Annotated in this window: 29 protein-coding genes; 17 read left to right on the top strand and 12 right to left on the bottom strand. The window is 63.2% G+C overall.

The genetic code is table 11. The annotated features are described in order from the left end of the window. Positions 1-152: 152 nt before the first annotated feature. The 4 genes from OU694_RS11020 (at position 153) to holA (ending at position 4,782) form a co-directional block, all read left to right on the top strand. Positions 153-590: a DUF3576 domain-containing protein gene (locus OU694_RS11020; protein WP_308911059.1), complete on the top strand. Its 438-nt coding sequence runs from the start codon at positions 153-155 to the stop codon at positions 588-590. Between the two features lie 85 nt (positions 591-675). Next, positions 676-3,243, top strand: coding sequence for a leucine--tRNA ligase (gene leuS, locus OU694_RS11025; protein WP_308911060.1), 2,568 nt, complete (start codon positions 676-678; stop codon positions 3,241-3,243). 13 nt (positions 3,244-3,256) lie between these two features. Then, positions 3,257-3,763: an LPS assembly lipoprotein LptE gene (gene lptE / locus OU694_RS11030; RefSeq protein ID WP_308911061.1), complete on the top strand. Its 507-nt coding sequence runs from the start codon at positions 3,257-3,259 to the stop codon at positions 3,761-3,763. Further along, complete coding sequence (gene holA / locus OU694_RS11035) at positions 3,760-4,782, top strand: DNA polymerase III subunit delta (RefSeq protein ID WP_308911062.1); 1,023 nt, start codon at positions 3,760-3,762, stop codon at positions 4,780-4,782. Before lptE ends, holA begins: the two co-directional genes overlap by 4 nt. Here the strand turns inward: holA and OU694_RS11040 are convergent, their stop codons facing one another. After that, complete coding sequence (locus OU694_RS11040) at positions 4,783-5,739, bottom strand: GlxA family transcriptional regulator (RefSeq protein ID WP_308911063.1); 957 nt, start codon at positions 5,737-5,739, stop codon at positions 4,783-4,785. It lies immediately after the preceding gene. A 113-nt stretch (positions 5,740-5,852) separates the two neighbouring features. On the opposite strand from OU694_RS11040, the gene OU694_RS11045 reads away from it, so the two are divergent. After that, positions 5,853-6,521 carry a DJ-1/PfpI family protein gene (locus OU694_RS11045; RefSeq protein ID WP_308911064.1) on the top strand — a complete coding sequence of 223 codons (669 nt, stop codon included), beginning with the start codon at positions 5,853-5,855 and terminating at the stop codon, positions 6,519-6,521. A 116-nt stretch (positions 6,522-6,637) separates the two neighbouring features. Here OU694_RS11045 and secB read toward each other — a convergent pair whose 3' ends face one another. Then, positions 6,638-7,177, bottom strand: a complete 540-nt coding sequence (gene secB, locus OU694_RS11050; RefSeq protein WP_308911065.1) for a protein-export chaperone SecB — start codon at positions 7,175-7,177, stop codon at positions 6,638-6,640. 124 nt (positions 7,178-7,301) lie between these two features. Next, the gene (locus OU694_RS11055; protein ID WP_308911066.1) at positions 7,302-7,754 is read right to left on the bottom strand and encodes an FxsA family protein; all 453 of its coding nucleotides are present in this window, start codon (positions 7,752-7,754) and stop codon (positions 7,302-7,304) included. Between the two features lie 107 nt (positions 7,755-7,861). Between OU694_RS11055 and OU694_RS11060 the strand changes: the two genes are divergently transcribed. The 5 genes from OU694_RS11060 to OU694_RS11080 all read left to right on the top strand — a co-directional run bounded on the left by OU694_RS11060 (position 7,862) and on the right by OU694_RS11080 (position 12,325). Continuing rightward, positions 7,862-8,527, top strand: coding sequence for a Tim44/TimA family putative adaptor protein (locus OU694_RS11060; protein ID WP_308911067.1), 666 nt, complete (start codon positions 7,862-7,864; stop codon positions 8,525-8,527). 6 nt (positions 8,528-8,533) lie between these two features. Next, the gene (mltA, locus tag OU694_RS11065) at positions 8,534-9,736 is read left to right on the top strand and encodes a murein transglycosylase A (RefSeq protein WP_308911068.1); all 1,203 of its coding nucleotides are present in this window, start codon (positions 8,534-8,536) and stop codon (positions 9,734-9,736) included. Further along, positions 9,720-10,349 carry a Smr/MutS family protein gene (locus OU694_RS11070; protein ID WP_308911069.1) on the top strand — a complete coding sequence of 210 codons (630 nt, stop codon included), beginning with the start codon at positions 9,720-9,722 and terminating at the stop codon, positions 10,347-10,349. The genes mltA and OU694_RS11070 overlap by 17 nt, the downstream gene beginning before the upstream one ends. Continuing rightward, complete coding sequence (locus OU694_RS11075; protein ID WP_289504353.1) at positions 10,346-10,702, top strand: helix-turn-helix domain-containing protein; 357 nt, start codon at positions 10,346-10,348, stop codon at positions 10,700-10,702. The genes OU694_RS11070 and OU694_RS11075 overlap by 4 nt, the downstream gene beginning before the upstream one ends. Before the next feature lie 84 nt (positions 10,703-10,786). After that, complete coding sequence (locus OU694_RS11080; protein WP_308911070.1) at positions 10,787-12,325, top strand: YifB family Mg chelatase-like AAA ATPase; 1,539 nt, start codon at positions 10,787-10,789, stop codon at positions 12,323-12,325. On the opposite strand, the gene OU694_RS11085 is transcribed toward OU694_RS11080, so the two are convergent. Genes OU694_RS11085 through hisB form a run of 6 tightly spaced genes read right to left on the bottom strand, consistent with a single transcriptional unit; the run spans position 12,291 to position 16,423 of the window. Then, entirely contained in the window at positions 12,291-13,346 is a 1,056-nt protein-coding gene (locus OU694_RS11085) for a M23 family metallopeptidase (RefSeq protein WP_308911071.1), read from the bottom strand. The genes OU694_RS11080 and OU694_RS11085 overlap by 35 nt on opposite strands. Then, on the bottom strand, positions 13,343-13,669 hold the full coding sequence (locus OU694_RS11090; RefSeq protein WP_308911072.1) for a phosphoribosyl-ATP diphosphatase: 327 nt from the start codon (positions 13,667-13,669) through the stop codon (positions 13,343-13,345). The genes OU694_RS11085 and OU694_RS11090 overlap by 4 nt, the downstream gene beginning before the upstream one ends. Before the next feature lies 1 nt (position 13,670). Next, on the bottom strand, positions 13,671-14,432 hold the full coding sequence (gene hisF / locus OU694_RS11095) for an imidazole glycerol phosphate synthase subunit HisF (protein WP_308911073.1): 762 nt from the start codon (positions 14,430-14,432) through the stop codon (positions 13,671-13,673). Continuing rightward, positions 14,432-15,160 carry a 1-(5-phosphoribosyl)-5-[(5-phosphoribosylamino)methylideneamino]imidazole-4-carboxamide isomerase gene (gene hisA, locus OU694_RS11100; protein WP_373460360.1) on the bottom strand — a complete coding sequence of 243 codons (729 nt, stop codon included), beginning with the start codon at positions 15,158-15,160 and terminating at the stop codon, positions 14,432-14,434. The genes hisF and hisA overlap by 1 nt, the downstream gene beginning before the upstream one ends. Continuing rightward, entirely contained in the window at positions 15,160-15,816 is a 657-nt protein-coding gene (hisH, locus tag OU694_RS11105; RefSeq protein WP_308911075.1) for an imidazole glycerol phosphate synthase subunit HisH, read from the bottom strand. The genes hisA and hisH overlap by 1 nt, the downstream gene beginning before the upstream one ends. Before the next feature lie 7 nt (positions 15,817-15,823). Next, positions 15,824-16,423: an imidazoleglycerol-phosphate dehydratase HisB gene (gene hisB / locus OU694_RS11110; protein ID WP_308911076.1), complete on the bottom strand. Its 600-nt coding sequence runs from the start codon at positions 16,421-16,423 to the stop codon at positions 15,824-15,826. A gap of 192 nt (positions 16,424-16,615) precedes the next feature. Here hisB and hslV point away from each other — a divergent pair, with 192 nt between their 5' ends. Genes hslV through OU694_RS11145 form a run of 7 tightly spaced genes read left to right on the top strand, consistent with a single transcriptional unit; the run spans position 16,616 to position 21,008 of the window. Beyond that, the gene (gene hslV / locus OU694_RS11115) at positions 16,616-17,188 is read left to right on the top strand and encodes an ATP-dependent protease subunit HslV (RefSeq protein ID WP_308911077.1); all 573 of its coding nucleotides are present in this window, start codon (positions 16,616-16,618) and stop codon (positions 17,186-17,188) included. 10 nt (positions 17,189-17,198) lie between these two features. Continuing rightward, positions 17,199-18,509, top strand: coding sequence for an ATP-dependent protease ATPase subunit HslU (hslU, locus tag OU694_RS11120; protein ID WP_308911078.1), 1,311 nt, complete (start codon positions 17,199-17,201; stop codon positions 18,507-18,509). 21 nt (positions 18,510-18,530) lie between these two features. Then, the gene (locus tag OU694_RS11125) at positions 18,531-18,899 is read left to right on the top strand and encodes a histidine triad nucleotide-binding protein (protein ID WP_308911079.1); all 369 of its coding nucleotides are present in this window, start codon (positions 18,531-18,533) and stop codon (positions 18,897-18,899) included. After that, positions 18,899-19,597, top strand: a complete 699-nt coding sequence (locus OU694_RS11130) for an EI24 domain-containing protein (protein ID WP_308911080.1) — start codon at positions 18,899-18,901, stop codon at positions 19,595-19,597. The genes OU694_RS11125 and OU694_RS11130 overlap by 1 nt, the downstream gene beginning before the upstream one ends. Positions 19,598-19,628: 31 nt before the next feature. Continuing rightward, positions 19,629-20,102: a hypothetical protein gene (locus OU694_RS11135; protein WP_308911081.1), complete on the top strand. Its 474-nt coding sequence runs from the start codon at positions 19,629-19,631 to the stop codon at positions 20,100-20,102. Further along, positions 20,099-20,356 carry a DUF6460 domain-containing protein gene (locus OU694_RS11140; RefSeq protein ID WP_308911082.1) on the top strand — a complete coding sequence of 86 codons (258 nt, stop codon included), beginning with the start codon at positions 20,099-20,101 and terminating at the stop codon, positions 20,354-20,356. The genes OU694_RS11135 and OU694_RS11140 overlap by 4 nt, the downstream gene beginning before the upstream one ends. A 4-nt stretch (positions 20,357-20,360) precedes the next feature. Continuing rightward, on the top strand, positions 20,361-21,008 hold the full coding sequence (locus OU694_RS11145; protein WP_308911083.1) for a DUF938 domain-containing protein: 648 nt from the start codon (positions 20,361-20,363) through the stop codon (positions 21,006-21,008). Here OU694_RS11145 and olsB read toward each other — a convergent pair. From olsB to OU694_RS11160, 3 genes are all read right to left on the bottom strand, one after another. Beyond that, on the bottom strand, positions 21,005-21,892 hold the full coding sequence (gene olsB / locus OU694_RS11150) for a l-ornithine N(alpha)-acyltransferase (protein ID WP_308911084.1): 888 nt from the start codon (positions 21,890-21,892) through the stop codon (positions 21,005-21,007). The two genes, OU694_RS11145 and olsB, sit on opposite strands and share 4 nt — an antisense overlap. A 75-nt stretch (positions 21,893-21,967) precedes the next feature. Beyond that, positions 21,968-23,269: an AmpG family muropeptide MFS transporter gene (locus OU694_RS11155; RefSeq protein ID WP_308911085.1), complete on the bottom strand. Its 1,302-nt coding sequence runs from the start codon at positions 23,267-23,269 to the stop codon at positions 21,968-21,970. Next, on the bottom strand, positions 23,266-24,012 hold the full coding sequence (locus OU694_RS11160; RefSeq protein WP_308911086.1) for a hypothetical protein: 747 nt from the start codon (positions 24,010-24,012) through the stop codon (positions 23,266-23,268). Before OU694_RS11160 ends, OU694_RS11155 begins: the two co-directional genes overlap by 4 nt. Positions 24,013-24,099: the final 87 nt, after the last annotated feature.

A 24,099-nucleotide genomic window follows, 5' to 3' on the forward strand; every position in this document is an offset into this window, starting at 1 on the left:
AAGCTGGCTGTGACCCGGAGGCCACGGTTTGCCCGCTTTTCTGGCTGGTCAGGGGGCGGCGAGGCCGCTATAAGGCCAAGGAGCATGGCGGCAAGTCCCATTATGGGCATGTCTTTGCCGCTGGAACGATAGCGAAGAACGGGAACCCGGGTATGATTCGATTGATGCGGTTTGGCTTGGTGGCAGTGGCTTCTATGATGCTCGCGGCCTGCGGCATTTTCGGCGGCGGCGACGAGGTTGAGGCGCAAAAGATCGAGGCGCGGACCACGGCGCTTGGCGTGAATGGCTATCTGTGGCAGGCAACCCTTGAAACCCTGTCCTTCATGCCGATTGAAAAGGCAGACCCGGCCGCAGCCGTGATCCTCACCGGCTGGCAGACCGATCCCGCCACCCCGACCGAGCGGGTGAAGGTGATGGTGCGTTTCCTCAGCGAGGACCTGCGCTCCGACGGGATCAAGGTCAGCGTCGTGCGCGAAGCCGAACAGGGCGGCAACTGGGTGTCGGTGCCGGTGCAGGCGTCGACCGCGCTGACGATCGAGGAATCGATCCTCGCGAAGGCCCGGACCCTGAAGGTCGGTGCCGTCCGCTAAGGACGCACAATTCCAAGAATGACCGGGTCCGGGGCATGCCGCACGTAAGGCATGGCCGGACCCTTCAACTATCCGAGTGAATATCATGTCGCGCTACAATGCCAAGGCAACCGAAGCGAAATGGCAGAAGGTCTGGACAGACCGTGCCAGCTTCAAGACCGATTCCACGAGCAGCAAGCCCAAATATTACGTGCTTGAGATGTTCCCCTACCCCTCTGGCCGCATCCATATGGGCCATGTGCGGAACTATACACTCGGTGATGTGGTTGCCCGCTTCCGCCGCGCGCGCGGGTTCGAGGTGCTGCACCCGATGGGTTGGGACGCCTTCGGCATGCCGGCTGAGAACGCCGCGATGGAGCGCAAGGTCCACCCTGCCGACTGGACCTACGATAATATCGCCAACATGCGCGCCCAGCTCAAACAGGTGGGCCTCGCCATCGACTGGGACCGCGAGATCGCAACCTGCGACCCCGAATATTACGGGCAGGAGCAGCGCATCTTCCTCGATTTTCTGGAAGCCGGTCTCGTTTATCGCCGCGAAAGCTGGGTGAACTGGGATCCGGTCGACAATACCGTGCTCGCGAACGAGCAGGTGATTGATGGCCGCGGCTGGCGTTCGGGCGCGCTTGTCGAGCGCCGCAAGCTCAGCCAGTGGTTCCTCAAGATCACCGATTTCGCTGACGAACTCCTGGATGGCCTCAAGACGCTCGACCGCTGGCCCGACAAGGTCCGACTGATGCAGGAAAACTGGATCGGCCGTTCGGAAGGGCTCGAGTTCACCTTCAAGGTGGATGAGACGGGCGAAGACCTGCCGGTTTACACCACCCGCCCCGATACGCTGTTCGGTGCCAGCTTCTGCGCGATTTCAGCCGATCATCCGATTGCCGCGAAACTTGCTGAAACCAATGCCGAACTCGCCGCTTTCATCACCGAGTGCCGCCAGACGGGCACCAGCGAGGAAGCGCTCGAAAAGGCGGAAAAGCGAGGCTACAACACCGGCCTGCATGTTATCCATCCGCTGGATAGCAGCTGGAAATTGCCGGTCTATGTGGCCAACTTCGTGCTGATGGAATATGGCACCGGCGCCATCTTCGGCTGCCCGTCGGGCGACCAGCGCGACCTCGATTTCGCGCGCAAATACGGCCTGTCGGTCGTGCCAGTGGTGATGCCAGCAGACGGCGACGCCGCCACCTTCGAAATCGGCGACGAGGCCTATACGGGCCCCGGCGTGATGATCAACAGCCGCTTCATGGACGGGATGGAAGCCTCCGCCGCCAAGGCGATGATCATCGACAAGGCCGAAGCCGATGGCTGGGGCACCCGCCGGGTGAATTTCCGCCTGCGGGACTGGGGTGTCTCGCGCCAGCGCTATTGGGGCACGCCGATCCCGGTCATCCACTGCGACGCCTGCGGCGTGGTGCCGGTGCCGGCAAGCGACCTGCCAGTGAAACTGCCGGAAGACGTGAGCTTCGACCGGCCGGGCAACCCGCTGGAGCATCACCCGACCTGGAAACATGTGAACTGCCCCTCGTGCGGCAAGCCGGCGCGCCGGGAAACCGACACGATGGACACGTTCGTGGACAGCAGCTGGTATTTCCTGCGCTTCTGTACACCCGAACGCCATGACGTGCCGTTCGACAAGGATATCGCGGACAGCTGGATGCCGGTGCGGCAATATATCGGCGGGATCGAGCATGCGATCCTGCACCTTCTCTATGCCCGCTTCTTCACCCGTGCGCTTCACAAGGTCGGCCGGGTCGGTATCACCGAACCTTTCGAAGGCCTCTTCACGCAAGGGATGGTGAACCACGCGACTTACAAGGACACGACCGGGCAGTGGGTCTTCCCCGAGCTTGTTCAGCCCCGCGAAGACGGCACCTTCTACCGCACTGACAACGGCCTTGATGTCGTTGAAGGCCGCGTCGAGAAGATGTCGAAATCGAAGAAGAACGTGGTCGATCCCGACGACATTATCGACCAGTACGGCGCCGATACCGCCCGCTGGTTCATGTTGTCGGACAGCCCGCCGGAGCGTGACCTCCTTTGGACTGAAGCCGGGATTGAAGGTGCGTGGCGCTTCACGCAGCGCGTGCACCGGCTGGTGACGGGGGCGCTCGAGACCATGGCGCCGAAAGGCGCCGCGATGCCGGCCAGTCTGTCGGAAAGCGCGCTGGCCCTTCGCAAGGCAGCCCATAAAACGATCGACGGCGTGACCGGCGATATCGAGGCCCTGCATTTCAACAAGGCGGTGGCGCGGCTTTACGAGTTCGCCAATGCGCTTGGCGCTGATACCAAGGGCGACGGTGCCGCAGAAGCTGTGCGCGAAGCATGCGAAATCCTTGTGCAGCTCGTCGGCCCCATGATGCCGCACATCGCCGAGGAGCTTTGGTCGAAGCTTGGCCACACGACCCTTGTGGCCGATACGCCGTGGCCGGTTGCCGACAAGGCGCTGGTGGTGGACGATACCGTCACGCTTGCGGTGCAGGTGAACGGCAAGACCCGCGACACGATCGATGTGGCGAAGGATATGCCGAAGGACGAGGTCGAGAAGGTGGCGCTGGCGAACGACAAGGTTCTCAAATTCCTTGACGGCGTCACGGTGCGCAAGGTCATCGTCGTGCCCGGCCGTATCGTCAATATCGTCGCGAACTAGGAGCCGCCGGTCCATGCGCCTTGCCCCCGCCTTCGCCCTTGCCGCCGCACTCCTGACCGCCGCCTGCGGGTTTCAACCGCTTTATGACGGTGGGGTGGACGGGGCAGTGCGTGCGGGGATCGCGGGGGTCGAGGTCGGCCCGATTGCCGACCGACTGGGGCAGGAGATGCGCAACCGCCTGATCGAGCGGATGGGGTCTGGCGCGCACAGCGATTACCGGCTGGATGTGGTGCTGAATACCGAAACCGAAGGCTTCGGTATCCGCTCGGACGCCGCCGCCACGCAGGAACAGATGATCCTGACGGCCGTGATCCGCCTCACCCCCATCGGCAAAGACATGCCGGTGATCGAGGACACATTGCGCGCCCGCACGTCTTACGATCTTGTGCTGTCGGATTATGCGACGGTTGCCGAGCGCGAAGACGCTGCCCGCCGCCTTGCCTTTGAACTTGCCGAGCGGATCCATCGCCGCCTTGCCCTCTATTTCAACCAGAAGGACAAGGAAAAGACTGGCCGATGAAGGTTTCACCCCGCGACATCGAAGCCGTTTGCCGGTCGCTGCCGGCCGGGGTTCGGGTCGTGCTGGTGTATGGCCGGGACGAGGGGCTGGCGCGCGAACGTGCCACCCGCATCGGCAAGCAGATCGCGCCCGATCTTTCCGATCCATTTCAGGTTGCCCGGCCCGACAATGCGGCCGTGAAGGCCACACCCTCGCTTCTCGTTGATGAAATGTCGGCCATCTCGATGCTCGGCGGGCGCCGCCTTGTGCGCCTTGAAGGTGCCGGCAACGATATGACGGACGCGGTGAAGCTGGTGCTGGCCGACCCGCGCGGTGACGGGCTTCTCCTCATCACGGCGGGGGATCTGGACGGCGGCTCGTCGCTCCGCAAGGCGGTCGAAGGCGGCAAGGATGCCCTCGCCATCGCCTGTTACGAGGATAACGCCCGCGATCTTTCAGGCCTTGTGCAGGAAGTGCTGTCTGCCGCCGGACTGCGTGCCAGCCGCGATGCGATGGCCTATCTGATGGAAAATCTGGGCGGCGACCGCGCTGTTTCGCGCGGCGAGCTCGACAAGCTTGTCCTTTACAAGGGCAGCGACAAAAGCGAGATCACGCTCGATGACGCCCGCGCCTGCGTGGGCGACACGGCGGCCTTCGCGCTGCATGAGATTGCCTCGGCCGTCACGGCGGGCGACATGAAGAAGCTGGAAACGGGCCTTGAGCGCGCCTGGATCGCCGGTGAAAGCCCCATCGCGATCCTTCTCTTGCTTTCCCGCCGGCTGATGCGCCTGCATTACGCGCGTGCCCTGATGACGGAACAGAATCTGGGCCCCGCCGAAGCGGTCGAACGCCTGCGCCCGCCGGTCATTTTCTTCGAAAAGCCGGTTTTCACCGCCGATCTCGCCCGCTGGACCGCGCGGAAGATCGAACAGGCGCTCGATATCCTTATCGAAGCCGATCTCGAGTGCAAAACCACCGGCAACCCTGCCGAGATCATCTGCGCCCGCGCCTGCCTGCGTCTTGCCAAGGCGGCGCGCTGATCACCCCTGCCCGTGAAGTTGCCGGTATGCTGTCGGGCTCATGCCGAAACGACGCTCGAACGCCTGAATGAGCCGTCCGGCGGTGCCGAAGCCTGAATGGGCGGCGACGGCCTTCAGGGGCAGGCCGGGGCCTTCGAGGAGGCTGCGGGCGGCATCGAGCCGCAGGCGCTCCAGATAGCGTGCCGGGGTGTCGCCGGTTTCCTTCACGAAATGGCGGTGGAAGCTGCGCTCGCTCATGCCCGCGCGCGCGGCTGCATCATTCACCGTGATCGGTTCGGCCAGATGGTCGGCCATCCAGTTGATGATGGCACCACAACTGCCGGCGGATTTCACCTGACCCTTCAGAAGTGTGCTGAACTGGCTCTGGCTACCCGGCCGGCGGGCGTAAACCACAAGGCCGCGGGCGACCTTCATGGCGATGTCACGCCCTAGGTCGGCTTCCACAAGCGCCAGACACATGTCGATGCCTGCAGTTACACCGGCCGAGGACCAGAGGTGGCCGTCCTGCACATAAAGTGCGTCGGCATCGACAGTGACTGCCGGATATATCTCCTGCATCCGTCTGGCCCAGCGCCAGTGGGTGGCGAGGCGCTTTCCCTCTGCCACCCCGGCAGCGGCCAGGATGAAGGCGCCGGTGCAGACAGACCCCAGCCGCCGTGCGCTGCCCGCCGCCTTTTGTACAAAGGCCTGCAGGCGGGCGTCGTTGGCCGCCTGCTCAGCGCCGTGACCACCGGAAATCAGCACAGTGTCGGCGTCCTCAAGCTTCACTTCATCCAGCGGTGTGGCCTGAAGGGTAAGTCCGGCGGTAGTGGCGATGTGGCGACCCTCAAGGCTCGCGAGCACGACGCGGTATTGCGGCTGCGGCGACAGTTCACTTGCTGACGCAAACACTTGCGCGGGGCCGGTGATATCAAGGATCTGGGCGCGGTCGAAGCCGACGATCACGATGGTGCGCATGAGGACCCACCTCTGGATTGGCAGAAATCACATATTATGTGTCATATCCGCCAATAGCAATCAAGCATAGGATGAGGGCATAGAAACCGAGACACGACACGAGGAGAAAAACCATGACCATCGAAATCGGATTTCTGCTGTTCAACGGCCTGACCCAACTGGATTTTGCGGGGCCTTTCGAGGTGCTCTCGCGCGTGCCGGGCGCCCGCGTGCATCTGGTGGCGGATAGTCTTGACGCTATCACGGCCGACACGGGCCTGCGCTTGCTGCCGACGACTACGTATGAGGAGTGCCCTCAACTCAATGTCCTGTGCGTGCCCGGCGGGCCGCATGTGGAAAGCCTCTATGAAAATGAAGCAGCGCTCGATTTCCTGCGCCAGCAGGCTGCTGAGGCGGACTATGTGACCTCGGTTTGCACGGGATCGCTGATCCTCGGGGCGGCCGGGCTCCTCGAGGGCTACAAAGCGACCAGCCATTGGTCCTCGGTGGGGCTTTTGGGCCATTTCGGCGCGACCCCGACCAGGGGCCGAGTGGTCACCGACCGCAACCGTATCACCGGGGGCGGCGTGACGGCAGGGATTGACTTCGGCCTCACGGTCGCAGCTGCCCTTGCGGGTGAACAGGCTGCCAAGATGATCCAGCTCGGCCTTGAATATAACCCCGAGCCGCCATTCAACTGCGGTCATCCCGATGTTGCGGAAAAGGACGTAATCAACGCTGTGATAACGGCGATGCAGGACCGGCTCGACACGCGCATCAAACGCGCGGCGGCATTCGCCTGACCATAAATCCGGCTCACGACAGCCAATAAAAAGACGAACCGGCTGCAACCTCATGGATTGCAGCCGGCCCGCACTTCGGAGCTTTCCGCTCCCGGACTCTGGAGAGGTTGTTGCTCTTAATTCAGGGTTTCCGGGGTCGGTTCTTCAGCACCCTGCTGGTCCTGCGCCATCTGGGCCCGGTAAAGGGCTTCGAAATTGATCGGCTCAAGCAGCAGCGGCGGGAAGCCGCCATCGCGCGACGCATCTGCAATGATGCGACGGGCAAACGGGAACATCAGCATCGGAGCCTGCACCAGCAGGAAGGCGCGAACCGCTTCCTCGGGCACGTTCCGGAGGCCGAAAAGGCTGCCATAGACAAGCTCGACAGCGAACGCGACCTGGTTCTTGCCGTCTTCGAGCGTGTTGTTGGCGGTGGCGGAAATCTTCAGTTCCACCTCGTAAACGTCGTCACCCAGCCGGTGCACGCCCACATTCACATTCACGTCGATCGCCGGTTTGGCGGCGGTCATGTTCTGCAGGCTTGCCGGGGCATTCGGGTTCTCGAAGGACAGGTCCTTCACATATTGGGTGATCACGCCAACCTGCGGCATGTCGGCGCCGTCAGGGGCGGGACCGCTCAGCGGGTTCTGGTCGTTCTCGAAAACATTGTCGGCCATGGTAAGTGCGTTTCCTTTTTGGGGCGCCGCCGGTTTCGAGGGCCACCCGGGATCGTTTTCGGGGGACACGGCTAGCACGGTTTGGAGGGGGGAACAACCCGGAATTCCGGGGTTTCCGGCAATTTCACATTTTGTCGATAGGGCGTGGCGGGGTGGGGTCGTCGCTTTCGGAAACCACTTCCCCCTCGATGATGATGACCCGGCTGGATCCCCCCCGCGGGCGAACCATCAGCCCGGCCGCACCCGCCTTGATAAGGGCGCTGCGCACCGGCGGGATCAGCAGGAGGAAACCGAGGCCGTCTGTCAGGAAACCCGGGATCATCAGGCAGAAACCGGCAACCAGAAGGAAGGCACCATGCACGAGCGCGGCGCCCACGGGCCGCCCGTCAGCGGCCGCGCGCTGCATGTCCAGCATCAGCCCGATGCCCTGATGGCGCACAAGACCGAGGCCCACAACAGCCGTCAGGATACAAAGGCCAACGGTCGACAAGGCGCCGATTTCGTCGCCCACGTCGATCAATACAGTCAGCTCCGCCACCGGCAGGCCGATCAGAAGAATGAGGAGAATCCAACCCATCGCTTGTTCTTTTCCTTCAACACACCTATCTATTAGGGGATCATGGGCGCTGCCTTCAATGGCTTTGCGCCTTAAAAACTCTGCTGGGTCGACCTGGAACACGATACATGGAAATTTTCGACATCATCATCCTCGCCATGGTGGCAGGATTCATTTTCCTGCGGCTGAGGGGCGAACTTGGCAACAAGACCGGCAATGAGCCCTTGCCGCCGTCGAACCCGCACCCGCGCGCCGCGGGGTCTGACCGCGTGGTCGATCTGCAGGGTCGCCCGGTTGAGGATGCCGACTATGCAGCCCCTGCCGAAGCTGAAGCCGCCGATCCCCGCTTTGCCACGGCCTTCAATGCCATGCGCCGGCTGGATAGCCATTTCAGTCCCGCGCAATTTGTGAACGGGGCCGCTCAAGCTTATCCGATGATTCTGGAGGCTTTCTGGGCTGGCGACCGCGGCACGCTCAAAAACTATCTGTCGCCTGCGGTGTTCGACCAGTTCGACGCGGCCCTGAAAGCGCGCGAGGAAGCCGGCCACAAGCTCGATAACCGCCTCCTTGAGGTGACGGCTGCCGATATCGTCGACGCGCGCCTTGAAGGCAAGACCGCTGAAATCACCGTCCATTTCTCGGCGGAGATCATCGCGGTCACGCGCGACAAGGACGGCAAGGCCATCGAAGGCAACCTGTCGGACAGCGTCGTCGTGAACGACAACTGGACCTTCGCCCGCGACCTGAAATCGCGCGATCCGTCCTGGAGCCTTGTCGCAACCCGCGCCGGCTGACCTGCCGTGGCGGGGCGCTTCCTGAAGCTTCTGGCTTTTCTGGCGCTGGTGGCCCTGCCGCTAGCGCTTGCCTTTTTCCTGCGCCCACCCGAGCGCGGCCTGCGCTTCGCCCCCGTTTCCTACAGCGATCTGCCGGGTTGGGACACCGATCCCACCGCCGACGCTTGGCCGGCGCTCTCCGAAAGCTGCAAGCGTATCCTGACTCTGCCAGACAGCCGCGCTATCCCCGGTGCTGCCATTGGCGGTACGGCGGCGGATTGGAAGCCCGTTTGCGGCGCGCTTCTCACGCTGGAAGGAGCCAACACCGAAACGCTGCGTGTTTTCATCGAAGCCAATTTCACGCCTTATGCGGTTACCCTTGCCGGCAATCCGACCGGGCTTTTCACCGGCTATCATGAAGCCTTCCTGAAGGGCAGCGAAACGCCTTCCGAAACCTATAACGTGCCCCTTTATGTGCGCCCGCCCGAGCTCGTGATGGTCAATCTTGGCCTTTTCCGCGACAGTCTGAAGGGCGAACGCATCGCGGGCGAGGTGAAGGACGGGCAGCTGGTGCCCTATGCTTCCCACGCGGATATCAACAAGGGCGCACTCAACGGTCGCGGGCTCGAGCTTCTATGGGTTGATGATGCCGTCGAGGCTTTCAACCTGCATATCCAGGGCTCCGGGCGCGTTCAGATGCCGGATGGCAGCATCCGCAAGGTCGGCTATGCAGCCCAAAACGGTCACCCTTATGTCGCAATTGGTCGTATCCTGATCGAACGCGGTGAAATCCCGCGTGAAAAGATGTCGATGCCGGCGATCAAGGATTGGCTGCGCACCCACCCGGACGAAGCCGCCGGAGTGATGGAAGCCAACCCTTCCTTCGTTTTCTTCCGCGATCTGCCGGTCGATCAGGAGCCCCTGGGTGCGGCCGGCGTGCCGCTCACCGGTGGCCGGTCGCTGGCCGTTGATCGCAGCCACCTGCCCCTGCACGCCCCTGTTTTCCTGTCCGCCAGCCAGCCCAATCCCAAAGCGCCGAGTGAGAGCCTGCCCCTCAACCGCCTGATGGTGGCGCAGGATACGGGCGGGGCGATCCGCGGCGAGATCCGCGGCGACGTTTACTGGGGCTTTGGCGAGGACGCGACGACGATTGCTGGCCATATGGCGGCCAAGGGTCGCTTCTGGCTCCTTCTCCCGAACGGGATCGGCCCCGATGCCGGGCGGTCGTAAACGGCCACGGAAACCTGCCGCCCCGCCTGAGCTGACGGGCGAGGACGCGACCCTCTGGGAGGCACTGGCCGCCAGCGTGCGCCCCCTGAAGGGCCGGCCGAAACCACCCCCTCTCAGCCCCCGCCGACCTGATGTGCCCGACCGTGGCGCAGACCGCCTGCCGGACGAATGGTTCCGCGAAGGTGGCCCGGCGCCGACGCCCGGCATCGACCGCAAGACCCGCCGCCGCATCGCCAAGGGCCACACGGATGTGGACCGCGCGCTGGACCTGCATGGCATGACGCAGGACGGCGCCTATAATGCCCTGAAGGGCGCTATCGAAGGCGCCATCCGCCGGGGCGACAAGACGCTTCTTGTGGTCACCGGCAAGGGCGGGGCGCGTTTCAACCAGATTGGGGCCCTGCCCGCCATGTTCCGCCGCCGCGAGGATTTCGAACAACATGGCGGCGTGCTCCGCCGCATGTTGCCCCTGTGGCTTGAAGCCAGCGAACTTCGCCCCTTCGTTGAAAGCTACGGCCCGGCGGCAGACGAGCATGGCGGCGACGGCGCCTTCTATATACGCTTGCGCAAACGCCTGCCGGGCAGCCGGCGAAAAACGGGGGATGAGGCATGACGCCGTTCGGGGAAAGACTGCGGGAACTGAGAGCCGCGCGCGGCGAAAGCCAGGCCGAGATGGCAGCCGCCCTGCAGGTGACGCCGGCTTATCTTTCCGCACTCGAACATGGCAAGCGCGGCGCGCCCTCCTGGCCCTTCCTGCAGAAGGTGATCCATCATTTCGGCCTCATCTGGGATGACGCCGAGGCGCTGACCAAACTGGCGCAGGTCTCCAAACCCCGCGTGACCATCGATACAAGCGGCATGGATGAACGCGCCACGCGGCTCGCCAACCTTCTTGCCAAGCGTTTGCCCCGCCTGACGGGCGCCGAGCTGGATGCCATCCTGAAGATCGTCGACCGGGGCGACTGAACAAACAGGAAACAAACACGCTTGCCACGCGCCCGTTCCTAACCCTAAGCTGCAGGTCTACACGGCAGACGCGGGGGCAGGCGCATGGTTGCAACGGTGCAGACGGTGGTGTTCGAGGGGATCGAGGGCAGGACTGTCGACGTGCAGGTGCAGATATCGGGCGGCCTGCCGGCTTTCACCGTCGTCGGCTTGCCCGACAAGGCGGTGAGCGAAGCGCGGGAACGGGTGCGCGCGGCGCTGACTGCCATTGGCCTTTCGCTGCCGCCCGAACGCATCACCGTGAACCTGTCGCCTGCCGATATTCCGAAGGAAGGCAGCCATTACGACCTGCCCATCGCACTCGGGCTTTTGCTCGCCATGCAGGTGCTGCCGTCTGACAGCCTTGAAGGTTTCATGGCGATGGGGGAACTGGGACTTGATGCCTCGGTGCGGGCTGTGCCCGGCGTGCTGCCGGCAGCAATCCATGCGGGGTCGGAAGAGAAAGGCCTCGTTTGCCCGGGCGCCTGCGGGCCGGAAGCGGCGTGGGCGGGATCAAGCGAGATTGTCGCGCCGCACGACTTGATGAGCCTGATCAATCACCTGCGCGGAACGCGGCTTTTGGAGCCACCGAAGGCCGAAATCCTGCTGGATGACCGGCCGGTACCGGACCTGCGCGATATTAAAGGCCAGGAGAGTGCAAAGCGTGCCTTGGAGGTCGCGGCCGCGGGCGGGCACAATCTCCTGATGGTCGGGCCGCCGGGCTCGGGCAAGTCGATGCTTGCCGCCCGCCTGCCGGGGCTTTTGCCGCCGCTATCGTCCGGTGAAGCGCTCGAAGTCAGCATGATTGCCTCGATTGCGGGTGAGTTGACCGACGGGCGGCTTTCGCGCACCCGCCCATTTCGTAATCCGCACCACACAGCCAGCCAACCGGCATTGATCGGTGGTGGTACGCGCGCCAAGCCGGGCGAGGTTTCGCTCGCGCATACCGGGGTGCTGTTCCTTGACGAGCTGCCCGAATTTGCCCGTGGCACGCTCGAGGCCCTGCGCCAGCCGATGGAATCCGGCCGCGCCGTTATTGCCCGCGCGCAGGCGCATGTGTCCTATCCCGCCCGCTTCCAGCTTATCGCCGCGATGAATCCCTGCCGCTGCGGGTATCTCGGTGACGAAAGCATGGCCTGCAGCCGCGCGCCCAAATGCGGAGCGGACTATCAGGCCAAGATTTCGGGCCCGCTTTATGACCGGATGGACCTGATGATCGAGGTGGCGGCCGTTTCCGCCGCCGATCTTACCCTGCCCCCGCCCGCCGAAAGTTCGGCCGATGTGGCAGCCCGCGTGGCGGCAGCGCGGCAGGCGCAGCTGGATCGTTACGCCCGGCTCGACCCGGCGGCCAGGGTGCGCACCAATGCCGAAGCGGACGGCCAGCTTCTGGAAACAGTGGCCGCACCTGATGACAAGGGACGCAAGCTGCTGGAAGAGGCGGTTACCCAGATGCGGCTGAGTGCTCGGGGCTATCACCGGGTACTGCGGGTGGCGCGCACACTGGCCGATCTTGCCGGGCGCGATGCCGTGACGGCAGCGGACGTGGCTGAGGCGCTTTCCTACCGTCGGCTCAATCCGCAGGCGGTGCTGGCTGCGGTGCGCTGACGCTCGCCATGGGCCGATCCTGAATGACGATGGTGATGCTGCTGCGGCTGGGCGGATAGCCGTCCCGCGTGACCATCACTTCGCCGCGCCACAGGCCGGGCATCCAGCCGTTTGGCGGGCGGCGCACCCCGGCATAGCGCCATTGCAGCTGGCGGTCCTGCTCGATCTTCGTGCGGTTTTCCATCACGACGCCCCCTTTGGGGTCAATCAGGCGAATATCCCAGGTGTCGCCCGCGCGGGCATGGAAGGCGCGGCCATTGAGGATAAGCGCCGGGGCATCGGTGCCAAGCTCGGCTGCGGTCGGCTCCCAGAGGCTCGCGCGTGTGTGCGGTTTGGCGCTGAAAGTGGGGGGCAGAAGAACGATCGAGGGTTCGGTGATCGGCTGGCGCCACAATTGCGGCTTGGGACCGCGCCTGTCGCAGCCGTTTTCCATGGCGCCGCCCCCGAACGGGTCGACAATCACCCCCATGTGCCGCACCGTGATATGCAGGTGGGGATATTCAGTGAGGCCCGAAACGCCCATCTCGCCCAGAAAATCGCCGGCCTTCACCTTGTCGCCGGGCTTCACGCGGAGGCTGCCTTCGCGCAGATGACAATATTGCACCTGCCAGTCACGGCCAAGGTCAAGGACCAAGCCGTTGCCGCATTCGCGCCCGGCGATATCGTCGCGCTCCTCCACCGTCACCTTACGGTCCGGCATCGCGTCGCGCACGCGCTCGACCGTTGCTTCCGCCACCGCCAGCACGCCCACACCGGCCCGCAGGCGGGCAAAGCTTGAAACCGCGATATCGGTGCCATTGTGGCCGTCCTCGCTGCGGCGGCGGCAGGCGTGGTCGGAAACCGTGCTGCCAAGCCCCCGGTCCATATAGCGGGTGATCCAGCAATCCTTGCCAAGCGTGCAGTCCAGCGGGAAATTGAGCTTCGGCTTGCGCGAGCTGAAAAGCGCGGCACCGGCATCCGGGCCAGCACCCAGCGCCAGAAGAAGCGCAATCAGGGAAGAGCGGAGGACCGCCCCGTTCATGGAGCCCGGTTCGCCTTTTCGACGAGGCCGGAAAGGCCTTCGCGCCGGGCGAGCTCGGCGGCGATATCGTCGAGGCTCAGGCCGTGCGCCGACAGAAGCACCATCAGGTGGAACATCAGGTCCGCACTTTCAGAGACAAGCGCCTTGTCGTCGCCGGCGGCCACCGCCATCGCGGTTTCAACGGCTTCTTCCCCCACTTTCTGGGCGATCTTCGCCCGGCCTTTGGCAAAGAGGCTGGCGACGTAGCTCGCCTTCGGATCGCCGCCCTTGCGGGCCTCGATCGTCTCTGCCAGGGCCACGAAGGTGGCGGCGCTTGTTTTCATCTCAGGACTCCCGCACGGCGATGCCAGCGGCCCTCATATGGGCCTTGGCTTCGGCGATACTATAGTCCCCGAAATGAAAAATCGAGGCTGCAAGCACGGCAGAAGCGTGGCCGTCGCGGATACCTTCCACAAGATGATCAAGATTGCCAACCCCGCCCGAGGCGATGACGGGTACGCTGACGCTATCGGACACCCTGCGGACGAGGTCCAGATCGAAGCCGTCCTTGGTGCCGTCGCGGTCCATTGAGGTGAGGAGGATTTCGCCAGCGCCAAGCCGGGCAGCTTCCTTGGCATACTCAACGGCATCGAGGCCGGTGGCGGTGCGGCCGCCGTGGGTGAAGACCTCCCACTTGTCATGGCCGACCTTCTTGGCGTCGACCGCGACCACGATGCACTGGGCGCCGAATTTCTCGGAAAGCTCGCCGATGACGGACGGGTTATTCACCGCCGCGGTCATCAGCGAAACCTTGTCGGCACCGGCGAGCAGCAAACGGCGCACGTCTTCCGCCGTGCGGACCCCGCCACCGACGGTTAGCGGCATGAAGCAGGCTTCGGCCGTGCGGGCGACGACATCCAGAAGGATATCGCGGCGTTCGTGGGATGCAGTGATATCAAGGAAGGTCAGCTCGTCGGCACCAGCGGCATCATAGATGCGGGCTTGTTCAACCGGGTCGCCGGCGTCCTTGAGGCCAACGAAATTGACACCCTTGACGACGCGGCCGTCCTTCACGTCAAGGCAGGGGATGACGCGGGCCTTCAGCATCAGGCGTCCCCCTCGCAAGCGATTTTCAGCGCAGTCTTGAGGTCCATCCCGCCGTCATAAAGCGCACGGCCGGTGACGACACCGTCAAGGTTGCCGGCGGCAACAACGGCGCGGATGTCATCCAGATCCTTCACACCACCCGAGGCGATCACGGGGATCGAGACGGCAGCGGCAAGCTCCGACGAGGCCGCGACATTGACGCCCTCAAGTGTACCATCGCGGTCGATATCCGTATGGATGATGGCCGCAACACCCGCATCCTCGAACCGTTTGGCGAGGTCGATAACGCCAAGCTCACTTGTCTCGGCCCAGCCTTCCACAGCGACCTTCCCGCCGCGCGCATCGATGCCGACGGCTATACGGCCGGGGAAGGCGCGGCAGGCTTTCTTCACAAGGGCGGGGTCCTTCACGGCCAGGGTGCCAAGGATCAGGCGGGTGATGCCTGCATCGATCCAGGCTTCCATGGTGGCAAGGTCGCGGATGCCACCCCCGAGCTGCACGGGCACGCTGATCGCTGAAAGGATATCGTCGACCGCTTTTTTGTTGACCGGCGTGCCGGCGAAGGCGCCGTTCAGGTCCACAAGATGCAGCCAGTTGCAGCCGGCTGCCACAAAGGCGGCGGCCTGGGCTGCCGGATCCTTGTTGAACACGGTCGCGGCGTCCATCGCGCCCTTGTAAAGCCGCACGCAGGCGCCGTCTTTCAGGTCGATGGCCGGATAGATATTGATCATGGGTGCCACTCCAGAAAGGCGGTCAGGAATTTCAGGCCGACGGCCTGGCTCTTTTCAGGGTGGAACTGGGTGCCGATAAAGTTGTCCCGGCCCACAATTGCCGTCACCGGCCCGCCATAATCGCAGGTGGCGAGAAGGGCGCGCTCATCCGCCACCGTCATATGGTAGCTGTGGACGAAATAGGCATGATCGCCGGGCGTGATGACACGGGCGACAGGGTGATCCTGCCCCGCGCCCGTCAGCGCCAGTTCGTTCCAGCCCATGTGGGGAATTTTCAGGCTTTTGTCCGCCGGCGTCAGCGGGCCGACGGTGGCATCAAGCCAGCCAAGGCCCGGATGCACGCCGTGTTCATGGCCTTCGCGGGCGGTCAGCTGCATGCCCACACAAATCCCGAGGAAGGGCTTGCCCCGCCCTTGCACGGTTTCCTCGAGGGCGTCCTTCAGCCCTGGCACGGCATCAAGCCCCCGGCGGCAATCGCCGAATGCACCAACGCCCGGCAGCACCACGCGGTCAGCCTTGCGGACGGCCTCGGCATCAGCGCTCACGCTCACCTCGATATCGAGGCCTGCTTCCGTGGCAGCGCGCACCAGGGCTTTCTCGGCGGACCTGAGGTTGCCAGAGCCGTAGTCGATCAGTACCAGTCGTTCCGTCATAGGAGCCTCAGAGACTGCCGCCCAGCGTACCCTTGGTCGAAGGGATGGCATCGGCTTTGCGCGGATCGATCTCGAGCGCAGCCCTGAGCGCGCGGGCGAGACCCTTGAAACAGCTTTCGATGATATGGTGGCTGTTCACGCCGTACAGGTTTTCCACATGCAGCGTGATGCCGGCCGCGAAAGCGAAGCCGCGATAAAATTCCTCGAAAAGCTCGGTATCCATCTCGCCGATTTTCTCGCGCGGGAAATTCACCTTCCATACAAGGAAGGGCCGCCCGGAAATATCCAGCGCCACGCGGGTAAGCGTTTCATCCATCGGGATATAGGCATGGGCATAGCGGGTGATGCCCTTCATGTCGCCGAGCGCCTTCTTGAAGGCCATACCGATGGCGATGCCGCAGTCTTCGGTCGTGTGGTGCCCGTCGATATGGAGGTCACCCTCGCAGGTCAGCGTCAGGTCGATCAGCGAATGGCGCGACAGCTGCTCCAGCATATGATCGAGAAAACCGATCCCGGTTTTCACCTCATACTGGCCTTTGCCATCGAGATTCAGCTTCACGCTGATCTTCGTTTCATTCGTGTTGCGATCGATCACAGCCGTACGCATCGGGCACTATCCTCCGGGTCTAGGGTGCCTCTCTTTAACACCGGTTTTGCAGGTGCGAAAGCCCATCTGGTAACCCCATGGGAAACATATTGTTTCGTCGCTCACAAGCATCCCTCGCCCGCCGCCTGCCCTTGCAAGCGAGGGGGGCGCCCCATATATCGGGGAAAACACACACGAAGGACCCTATCCCGAATGACCCACGACAGCAGCAAATTTCCGGGCTGGCACGCCACCACGATCATCTCCGTGCGCAAGGGCGACACGGTCACCATCGCGGGCGACGGCCAGGTCTCGGTTGGCGATACCGTGATGAAGGCGAATGCCCGCAAGGTCCGCACGCTGGCGGGCGGCAAGGTGATCGCCGGCTTTGCGGGTGCCACCGCCGATGCCTTCACGCTTTTCGAGCGACTTGAAGCCAAGCTCGAACGTTTCCCCGGCCAGCTTGCGCGTGCGGCTGTGGAGCTTGCCAAGGATTGGCGGACCGACAAATATCTGCGCCAGCTGCAGGCCATGATGATCGTGGTTGATGAGACCGTCAGCCTTGTCGTTACCGGCAACGGCGACGTGCTGGAGCCCGAACATGGTGTTGTTGCCATCGGCTCGGGCGGCAATTATGCGCTCGCCGCCGGCCGCGCGCTTTATGACCTTGACTTGACGGCCGAGGAAATTGCTCGTCGCGCCATGGCCATCGCCGCCGACATCTGCGTCTATACGAACCATAATATCGTCCTCGAAAAGCTGCCGAACGCTCAGGCCGAGGCATAAGGATATCCCCATGACAGCTTTTTCCCCCCGCGAGATCGTTTCCGAGCTCGACCGTTTCATCATCGGCCAGAAGGATGCCAAGCGCGCTGTGGCCGTGGCGCTCCGTAACCGCTGGCGGCGCCAGCAGCTGGAAGGTGCGATGCGCGAAGAGGTGTTGCCGAAAAACATCCTGATGATCGGGCCGACCGGTGTGGGCAAGACCGAGATTTCGCGCCGTCTTGCCAAACTTGCCGATGCGCCTTTCATCAAGGTGGAAGCGACGAAATTCACCGAGGTCGGTTATGTCGGCCGCGATGTGGAGCAGATCGTGCGTGATCTCGTCGAAGTCGCGATCGTGATGGTGCGCGACAAGAAGCGTGCTGAGGTGGCGGCCAAGGCCGAACTTTCGGCCGAGGAACGCGTGCTGGATGCGCTCGTTGGCGACGGTGCAGGTGAGGCGACACGCCAGAAGTTCCGCAAGATGCTCCGCGAGGGCGAACTGGCGGACAAGGAAATCGAGCTGGATGTGGCCGATACAGGCAGCGGAATGCCGACCTTTGAAATCCCCGGCATGCCCGGCGCCTCAATGGGAATGATCAACCTCTCCGACATACTCGGCAAGGCGATGGGCGGGGGCCGTACCACCCGCAAGAAACTGAAGGTTTCGGAAGCCTATGAAGTGCTGATGGGCGAGGAAGCCGACAAGCTAGTCGACCAGGAAGCCACCACCCGCGAGGCGGTCACGACCGTCGAGCAGAATGGCATCGTCTTCCTCGACGAGATCGACAAGATATGTGCCCGTGCCGACGTCCGTGGTGCGGATGTCTCGCGCGAAGGTGTGCAGCGCGACCTGTTGCCGCTCATCGAGGGCACGACGGTGGCCACCAAGCACGGAGCGGTGAAGACCGACCATATCCTGTTCATCGCGTCCGGCGCCTTCCATATCGCCAAGCCGTCGGACCTGTTGCCCGAGTTGCAGGGCCGCCTGCCGATCCGCGTGGAGCTTTCGGCCCTTTCCGAGGGGGATTTCAAGCGTATCCTCACCGAACCCGATTATAGCCTCATCCGCCAGTATGTGGCGCTGATGGCCACGGAAGATGTCCGCCTTGATTTCACCGAGGACGGCATTGCCGAAATCGCCCGTGTTTCCGCCCACTTCAACGAAACGGTTGAAAATATCGGGGCGAGACGGCTTCATACGGTTCTGGAAAAGGTGCTTGAAAGCGTTTCCTTCGAGGCCGCGGACATGAGCGGGCAGACCGTGAAGGTGGATGCAGCCTATGTGCGTGATAATATCGGCGAGGCGGCGACAGCCGGGGACCTGACGAAATTCATCCTTTAAGGATAGGCGGGAGGACAGGCGATGGCCTACGACAAGAACAATGTGTTCGCGAAGATCCTGCGCGGCGAGATACCGGCAAAGAAGGTTTATGAGGACGAATTCGCCCTCGCCTTCCATGATATCAACCCGCAGGCGCCGGTTCATGTGCTGGTGATCCCGAAGGGCGAGTATGTCTCGATGGCGGATTTCACGGCACATGCCCCCGCCGACCTGATCGCGGGTTTCTTCCGGGCCGTCGGCACGGTTGCGAAAGATCTGGGGCTCGTCGAGCCCGGTTACCGCATCCTCGCGAATGCCGGCACCAACGCGCATCAGGAAGTGCCGCACCTACATATCCATATCTTCGGCGGGCGGCCGCTTGGCCCCATGCTCGTCCATTCGTTTGACTGATGCTCGTCACCGCCATCACCCGGTCGCTCGGCCAATTTGACGATCCGGTTTTCCGCCGGCTCTTTTTCCTCGGGCTTGTCGTTTCTGCTGCCGTTCTTGGCGGCACGCTTTATGCGGGCTGGGTTTTCTGGCCGGCCGACTATAAATCCGGCTATGAATGGATCGATGCTGGCGGTTATGTCGCCGTGTCGCTTCTCTCCATCTGGTTCCTTTTTCCCGCCATCGCCGTCACGGTGATGAGCCTGTTTGCCGACCAGGTCTGCACGGCGGTGGAAAAACGGCATTATCCGGCGCGGGTCGGCCCCCGACCGGTGGGTATCCCCGAAACCGTCTGGGCCAGCCTGAAACTGATGGCACTGATGGTTCTTCTGAACCTTCTGGCCTTCGTACCCTACATGATCCTTCTTTTCTCGACTGGGGGGCTTGGCACGCTCGCGCTTTATCTCACGATCAACGGATTTCTCCTGTCGCGCGAATATTATGATCTGGTCATTCAACGGCATGCAGGCCCCCGCGCCGCCACCGCCTTTCGCAAGCGGGCAGGTGGCAGCATCTTTTTGGGCGGGGTCGCCATCGCGGGCCTGTTCATTGTGCCGATTTTCAATATACTGGCGCCGATTCTCGGGGCCGCACTGATGACCCATATCGTGCAGATGCTGGCCGAAAGGGATGGCGGGATGCCATCCGCCGAGGCATGACCAGACAGAGACCTGAAAGTAGTTGACGACGATGGTTCGTTTTTCCGCCCTCACCCTGCCCTTCGCCCTCCTTCTTGTGGCCGCCTGCACCGACGCGACAACCCAGACGCCCGCACCGGTCGCTGCCGTGGACCCGGCGCCCGAAGCGCCCAAGGGGCCGCGCATGGCCACCAGCGACATGAAGGACGCACCCCAGATCGCCGCCGTTGAGACGGATGACCTGACCGAGGAATCCTTCACGCCGCCCTTCTCGCCCGAGCGGCTTCTGGGCCTTGCTCCCCGCGATGTGGAAGGCGTGATCGGCGAACCCGGCCTGGTGCGTAACGACGGCCCGGTGACGGTGATGCTTTTCGAAGGCGACGACTGCGTTCTCGATGTTGTCTTCCGCGATGCCAAGGCTGCCAGCCTTGCTGCCCGCACGCCGCATGGCTCGGAAGCCGAGGTTGGCGCCTGCCTTGCCTATCTCCTGCGCGAAAACAATGTCGCAAGGGCCGTTTCCCGGTGAGTGCGGCGTCGAAGATCGATGTCGGGCTGATTGTCAAGCTGGCGGTCTGGAGCCTGATTGTCGGTGCTATCCTCTACTGGCTCGACCTCAGCCCCGGCGATGTTTACGGCTGGGTCGGCGACAAGCTCAATGGCCTGTGGCAATGGACGGTCGGCAACGGCCTCAATTATATGCTGCTTGGCGCCACCATCGTTGTGCCGGTCTATATCCTCCTGCGCCTCAAGGCCGGGATGAAACGGCCGCCCAAAGGCTGAACCCGTGACCGACAAACGTTTCTTCGAACCCCTCGATCATGGTAACGGCCGGCTGCACGCGCCTGCCACGTCGCGCAATCGCCAGCCGATCTATGAAGTGCTGAGGGAACACCTGCCCCAGCATGGCACGATCCTCGAGCTTGCCTGCGGCACCGGTGAGCATGCCGCTTTCATGGCACCGAAATTCAAGGCGCACCACTGGCTGCCGACGGATCTTGAGCGCGACCATCTGGTCAGCGCCCTGACCTGGGCGAAATATGTGGGAGCATCAAATATTCTCACCCCCCGCAAGCTCGATGTGATGCAGGTGCCCTGGCCGCTCGATACCCTGCCGTCCGAGGTGACGGCGGTGCTGGCGATCAACCTCATCCATATCGCGCCGGTGGAGGCGATGCAGACGCTGATCCGCGAAGCGGCCCGTGTGCTGGCGCCCGGCGGCATCCTTTATTTCTATGGTCCCTTCAAGCGTAACGGCGAGCATACCGCGGCCTCGAACGAATTGTTCGACCAGTCCCTGAAGCTCAGGAACCCGCGTTGGGGCGTGCGCAACCTTGAAAGCGTGGCGGATATCGCCCTTCGCGCACAGTTCGCCGACCCCGACATTGTCGAGATGCCGGCGAACAATCTGTCGGTGATTTTCCGGAAGCTTTAGGCCGCTGCGGTGTCCTGACCGTCGTTCGCTTCGGCTGCCAGATCATAATGGCGGCTGTAGCGGTCGGCGATCTTTTCAACCGGCAGAAGGATGAACACGTCCGTCGTGCCGAACTGATGATCAATCACCGCGCCGTCGCCGATCAGGCAGCCAAGGCGAAGGTATCCCTTGATGAGAGGGGGCAACGCCCGGCGCGCCCGACGGGCATCGATCTCGCCCGCAGCCATCATGTTCATCGGCACATAGCGGTCATCCAGTGCCTTGACGGCAAAGTCGTCCGGCACAAGATGATTGTGATGCAGGTAGGCGAACGCCTCGCGGAAGGCTTCGGGGTCGGTGCCCTCGAAGCTCGCGCAACCGAACATCCAGGCGATGCGATGCTCCTTCAGATATTCGGCGATGCCTTTCCACAGCATGTTGATCGTGCTGTTGGCGCGGTAATCGGGATGCACGCACGACCGGCCAAGCTCCAGAAGCTGGCGGCCACCGCCCAGATTCTGGCGGAACTCAGCACTCATCAGGGTCGAAAGGTCAAACTCGCTCGCTGAATAAAAACCCTTGTGACGCTCGGCCACTTCCTGCCGCAGCAGGCGGTAGGTGCCCACAATCCGCTTCGATTTCGGCAGGTCATGGTCGATCACCAGAAGATGGTCGGCGATGGCGTCATAGGCATCGATATCGCGGCGGGTCAGGCGGCAGGTCCAGTCGGGCCTTGCCTGCATTTCCTCGTAGAAGATCGAATAGCGCAGCTTTTGCGCCGCCTTGATCTCGTTCCACGAACGGGCGAGGCGCACTTCAAGGCTGCCGACACGACCGTAGGTCTGGGCGCCGGCGATGGCTTGCGCTGCATAAATGCGGGGGCGAAGGAGGGCGTAACGTTTCATCTGGACCATCCTTGGATATTGGCCTTCATCGTTATCGGCACGTCATACGCCCCCTTGATGACAAAGGCATGACATTCATCGGATGGCGGACGGTGCCTTTGCGGCTCGGCGCCAGAGTATCACGAGGACGACAAGCCCCGGAAGCGCGATGAGGCCGGACAGGATGAAGAACTGTACCCAGCCGAGGCTTTCGACCATCACGCCCGACGAGGTGCCGAACAGTGCGCGGGCTTGACTCGCAAGCGAGGAGAGGAGCGCATATTGCGTGGCTGTGAAGGCAAGGTTGCAGAGACTGGAGAGATAAGCGATGACGACCGTGTTGCCTAGCCCGGTGGCGAAATTCTCCGCCGCCACGGTGATCGCCAGCGCCATATTGTCGTGCCCGACGATGGCGAGCCACGCGAAGACGAAATTGGTGGCCATCATCAGTACGCCAGCGATGAACAGGGCGCGGTAGGTGCCGGCGACCCCATACAGAAAACCACCAAGCGCAATCCCCGCCCAAAGGGCAAAGGTGCCGACTGCCTTGTTATAATCCGCAATCTCGCCGTCGGTGAAACCGAGGTCCACGAGAAGCGGCCCGGTCATGATAGCGGCAAGCGCATCGCCGGCCTTATAGAGGAAGATGAAGGCGAGGATCAGAAGCCAGCCGTCGCGGCTCGTGAATTCCTTGAAGGGCAGGATCACCGCCTCGCGGAAGAAGGTCATGAAGCGCGAGGCTTTGTGGGCGGCATGGTCCTGCTCGATCAGGGCTTCGGCTTTGGTGTGGTCGGGTTCGCCGATCCAGAGGGCAGCAAGTGCGCCCGGAATGACAAGCACGGCTAGCGACAGGATGGCGACGTGCCAGCCGTAGATATCGGCAATGTGCAACGTGCCGAATCCGGCAAGCAGGCCACCGGCGCGGTAGCCGAAGGCGACCATGGCGGCTGCGTGGGCCAGCTGGTGCCTTTCGCTGATTTCGATCCGGTAGGCGTCGATGACGATATCCTGGCTTGCCGACAGGAAGCCGGCGGCGATCACCAGAAGCCCGACAAGGGCGACATCCAGCGAGGGGTCGAGCGTCGAAAGCGCCACGATCACCGCGACAAGCGCGATCTGGATCAGAAAGAGCCAGGACCGCCGATGCCCGATAAGGCGGGCAAACGGGCCGAGATGCAGCCGGTCGATCACCGGTGACCACAGGAACTTCCAGGCATAGGGCACGGTGGCGAGCGCAAAGATGCCGATGGTTTTCTTGTCGACGCCATAACGCGCCAGCCAGATACCGGTAAGGCTGACCACCAGCGTCAGCGGAAAGCCGCTTGAAATGCCGAGCAGGAAGTTGGCGAGTGTCGCGCGGGCGAAATAGGGCTTCAGGCCCGCCGCAAGCCGGTTCATGCAGCTGCCCCGGCGATGACGGCAGCATCCACCTTCACCCACAGGCCGAGCGCTTTGGCGACAATCGTGCCATCGGCGCGGACAAGCGCGGTGCCACACTGGCGCTTGCGGCCCTCGCCGCCAAGGTTCCAACCCATCACGGTGACGGGTTCGTCCACCTTGAGGCTGCCGCTGATTTCAGCGGTCAGTCGCCCGAGGAGCGCGGGCTCGCCGCACGCACAGGCGAAATAGCCGGGGCAATCAAGCGCCGACCACAGGAACACGGGGTCGACGGTCAGTGCGCCGGGGCGGGCGAGGCTGGCGTCGGGCGTCCATGTGGTGGCGACGACATCCGGCCGGTCTTTTACCTCATGGCAGGCGATGCACAGGCCGTCGCCGGGCTTGCGGTCGGCGCCGCAGACAAAACAGGTGCCAAACGGCCGGAAGGCGCCTTCGCGTTCAAGTGCGTTCAACGGGCCGGGCAGGATATCGTCGGCCGCCGGCACGGCGGGTACGTCAAGATCAAGCGTCACGGCGGTGGCCACACCGAGAAGCCGGTCGTCAAGGCTGAGCCGAGCTTCCTGCGGGCTTGCCGTCAGGGTGAGGGGGATCTCCAGGGGTGGTGGAGCCTTCAGGCTCGCTTCAACCGCGCCGTTGTAGCCGGCTTCCACCATGGCCTGCCCCAGAAGCCCGCACACATAGCCGCCATTGCCGCTGGTCGGTGGGCCTTTGTAACGGCTGTCGATCCGGATGGTTTTGAGCATCGCTTCTCTCCCCTCGAGAAAAAGCCTTAGCGCGGCCGTGGGCACCGGCGCAAGTTCCGCTTTCTTCTGTCGCGCCTTTGTGGTCAA

It is taken from the genome of Pseudokordiimonas caeni (genome assembly GCF_026719705.1).
Taxonomy (GTDB): Bacteria; Pseudomonadota; Alphaproteobacteria; order Sphingomonadales; family Kordiimonadaceae; genus Gimibacter; species Gimibacter caeni.

Bases quoted from the DNA above. Each gene is read 5' to 3' on its own strand.
- OU694_RS11020 (WP_308911059.1), top strand. From the start codon at position 153: ATGATTCGATTGATGCGGTTTGGCTTGGTGGCAGTGGCTTCTATGATG.
- leuS (WP_308911060.1), top strand. From the start codon at position 676: ATGTCGCGCTACAATGCCAAGGCAACCGAAGCGAAATGGCAGAAGGTC.
- lptE (WP_308911061.1), top strand. From the start codon at position 3,257: ATGCGCCTTGCCCCCGCCTTCGCCCTTGCCGCCGCACTCCTGACCGCC.
- holA (WP_308911062.1), top strand. From the start codon at position 3,760: ATGAAGGTTTCACCCCGCGACATCGAAGCCGTTTGCCGGTCGCTGCCG.
- OU694_RS11040 (WP_308911063.1), bottom strand. From the start codon at position 5,739: ATGCGCACCATCGTGATCGTCGGCTTCGACCGCGCCCAGATCCTTGAT.
- OU694_RS11045 (WP_308911064.1), top strand. From the start codon at position 5,853: ATGACCATCGAAATCGGATTTCTGCTGTTCAACGGCCTGACCCAACTG.
- secB (WP_308911065.1), bottom strand. From the start codon at position 7,177: ATGGCCGACAATGTTTTCGAGAACGACCAGAACCCGCTGAGCGGTCCC.
- OU694_RS11055 (WP_308911066.1), bottom strand. From the start codon at position 7,754: ATGGGTTGGATTCTCCTCATTCTTCTGATCGGCCTGCCGGTGGCGGAG.
- OU694_RS11060 (WP_308911067.1), top strand. From the start codon at position 7,862: ATGGAAATTTTCGACATCATCATCCTCGCCATGGTGGCAGGATTCATT.
- OU694_RS11070 (WP_308911069.1), top strand. From the start codon at position 9,720: ATGCCGGGCGGTCGTAAACGGCCACGGAAACCTGCCGCCCCGCCTGAG.
- OU694_RS11075 (WP_289504353.1), top strand. From the start codon at position 10,346: ATGACGCCGTTCGGGGAAAGACTGCGGGAACTGAGAGCCGCGCGCGGC.
- OU694_RS11080 (WP_308911070.1), top strand. From the start codon at position 10,787: ATGGTTGCAACGGTGCAGACGGTGGTGTTCGAGGGGATCGAGGGCAGG.
- OU694_RS11085 (WP_308911071.1), bottom strand. From the start codon at position 13,346: ATGAACGGGGCGGTCCTCCGCTCTTCCCTGATTGCGCTTCTTCTGGCG.
- OU694_RS11090 (WP_308911072.1), bottom strand. From the start codon at position 13,669: ATGAAAACAAGCGCCGCCACCTTCGTGGCCCTGGCAGAGACGATCGAG.
- hisF (WP_308911073.1), bottom strand. From the start codon at position 14,432: ATGCTGAAGGCCCGCGTCATCCCCTGCCTTGACGTGAAGGACGGCCGC.
- hisH (WP_308911075.1), bottom strand. From the start codon at position 15,816: ATGACGGAACGACTGGTACTGATCGACTACGGCTCTGGCAACCTCAGG.
- hisB (WP_308911076.1), bottom strand. From the start codon at position 16,423: ATGCGTACGGCTGTGATCGATCGCAACACGAATGAAACGAAGATCAGC.
- hslV (WP_308911077.1), top strand. From the start codon at position 16,616: ATGACCCACGACAGCAGCAAATTTCCGGGCTGGCACGCCACCACGATC.
- hslU (WP_308911078.1), top strand. From the start codon at position 17,199: ATGACAGCTTTTTCCCCCCGCGAGATCGTTTCCGAGCTCGACCGTTTC.
- OU694_RS11125 (WP_308911079.1), top strand. From the start codon at position 18,531: ATGGCCTACGACAAGAACAATGTGTTCGCGAAGATCCTGCGCGGCGAG.
- OU694_RS11130 (WP_308911080.1), top strand. From the start codon at position 18,899: ATGCTCGTCACCGCCATCACCCGGTCGCTCGGCCAATTTGACGATCCG.
- OU694_RS11135 (WP_308911081.1), top strand. From the start codon at position 19,629: ATGGTTCGTTTTTCCGCCCTCACCCTGCCCTTCGCCCTCCTTCTTGTG.
- olsB (WP_308911084.1), bottom strand. From the start codon at position 21,892: ATGAAACGTTACGCCCTCCTTCGCCCCCGCATTTATGCAGCGCAAGCC.
- OU694_RS11155 (WP_308911085.1), bottom strand. From the start codon at position 23,269: ATGAACCGGCTTGCGGCGGGCCTGAAGCCCTATTTCGCCCGCGCGACA.
- OU694_RS11160 (WP_308911086.1), bottom strand. From the start codon at position 24,012: ATGCTCAAAACCATCCGGATCGACAGCCGTTACAAAGGCCCACCGACC.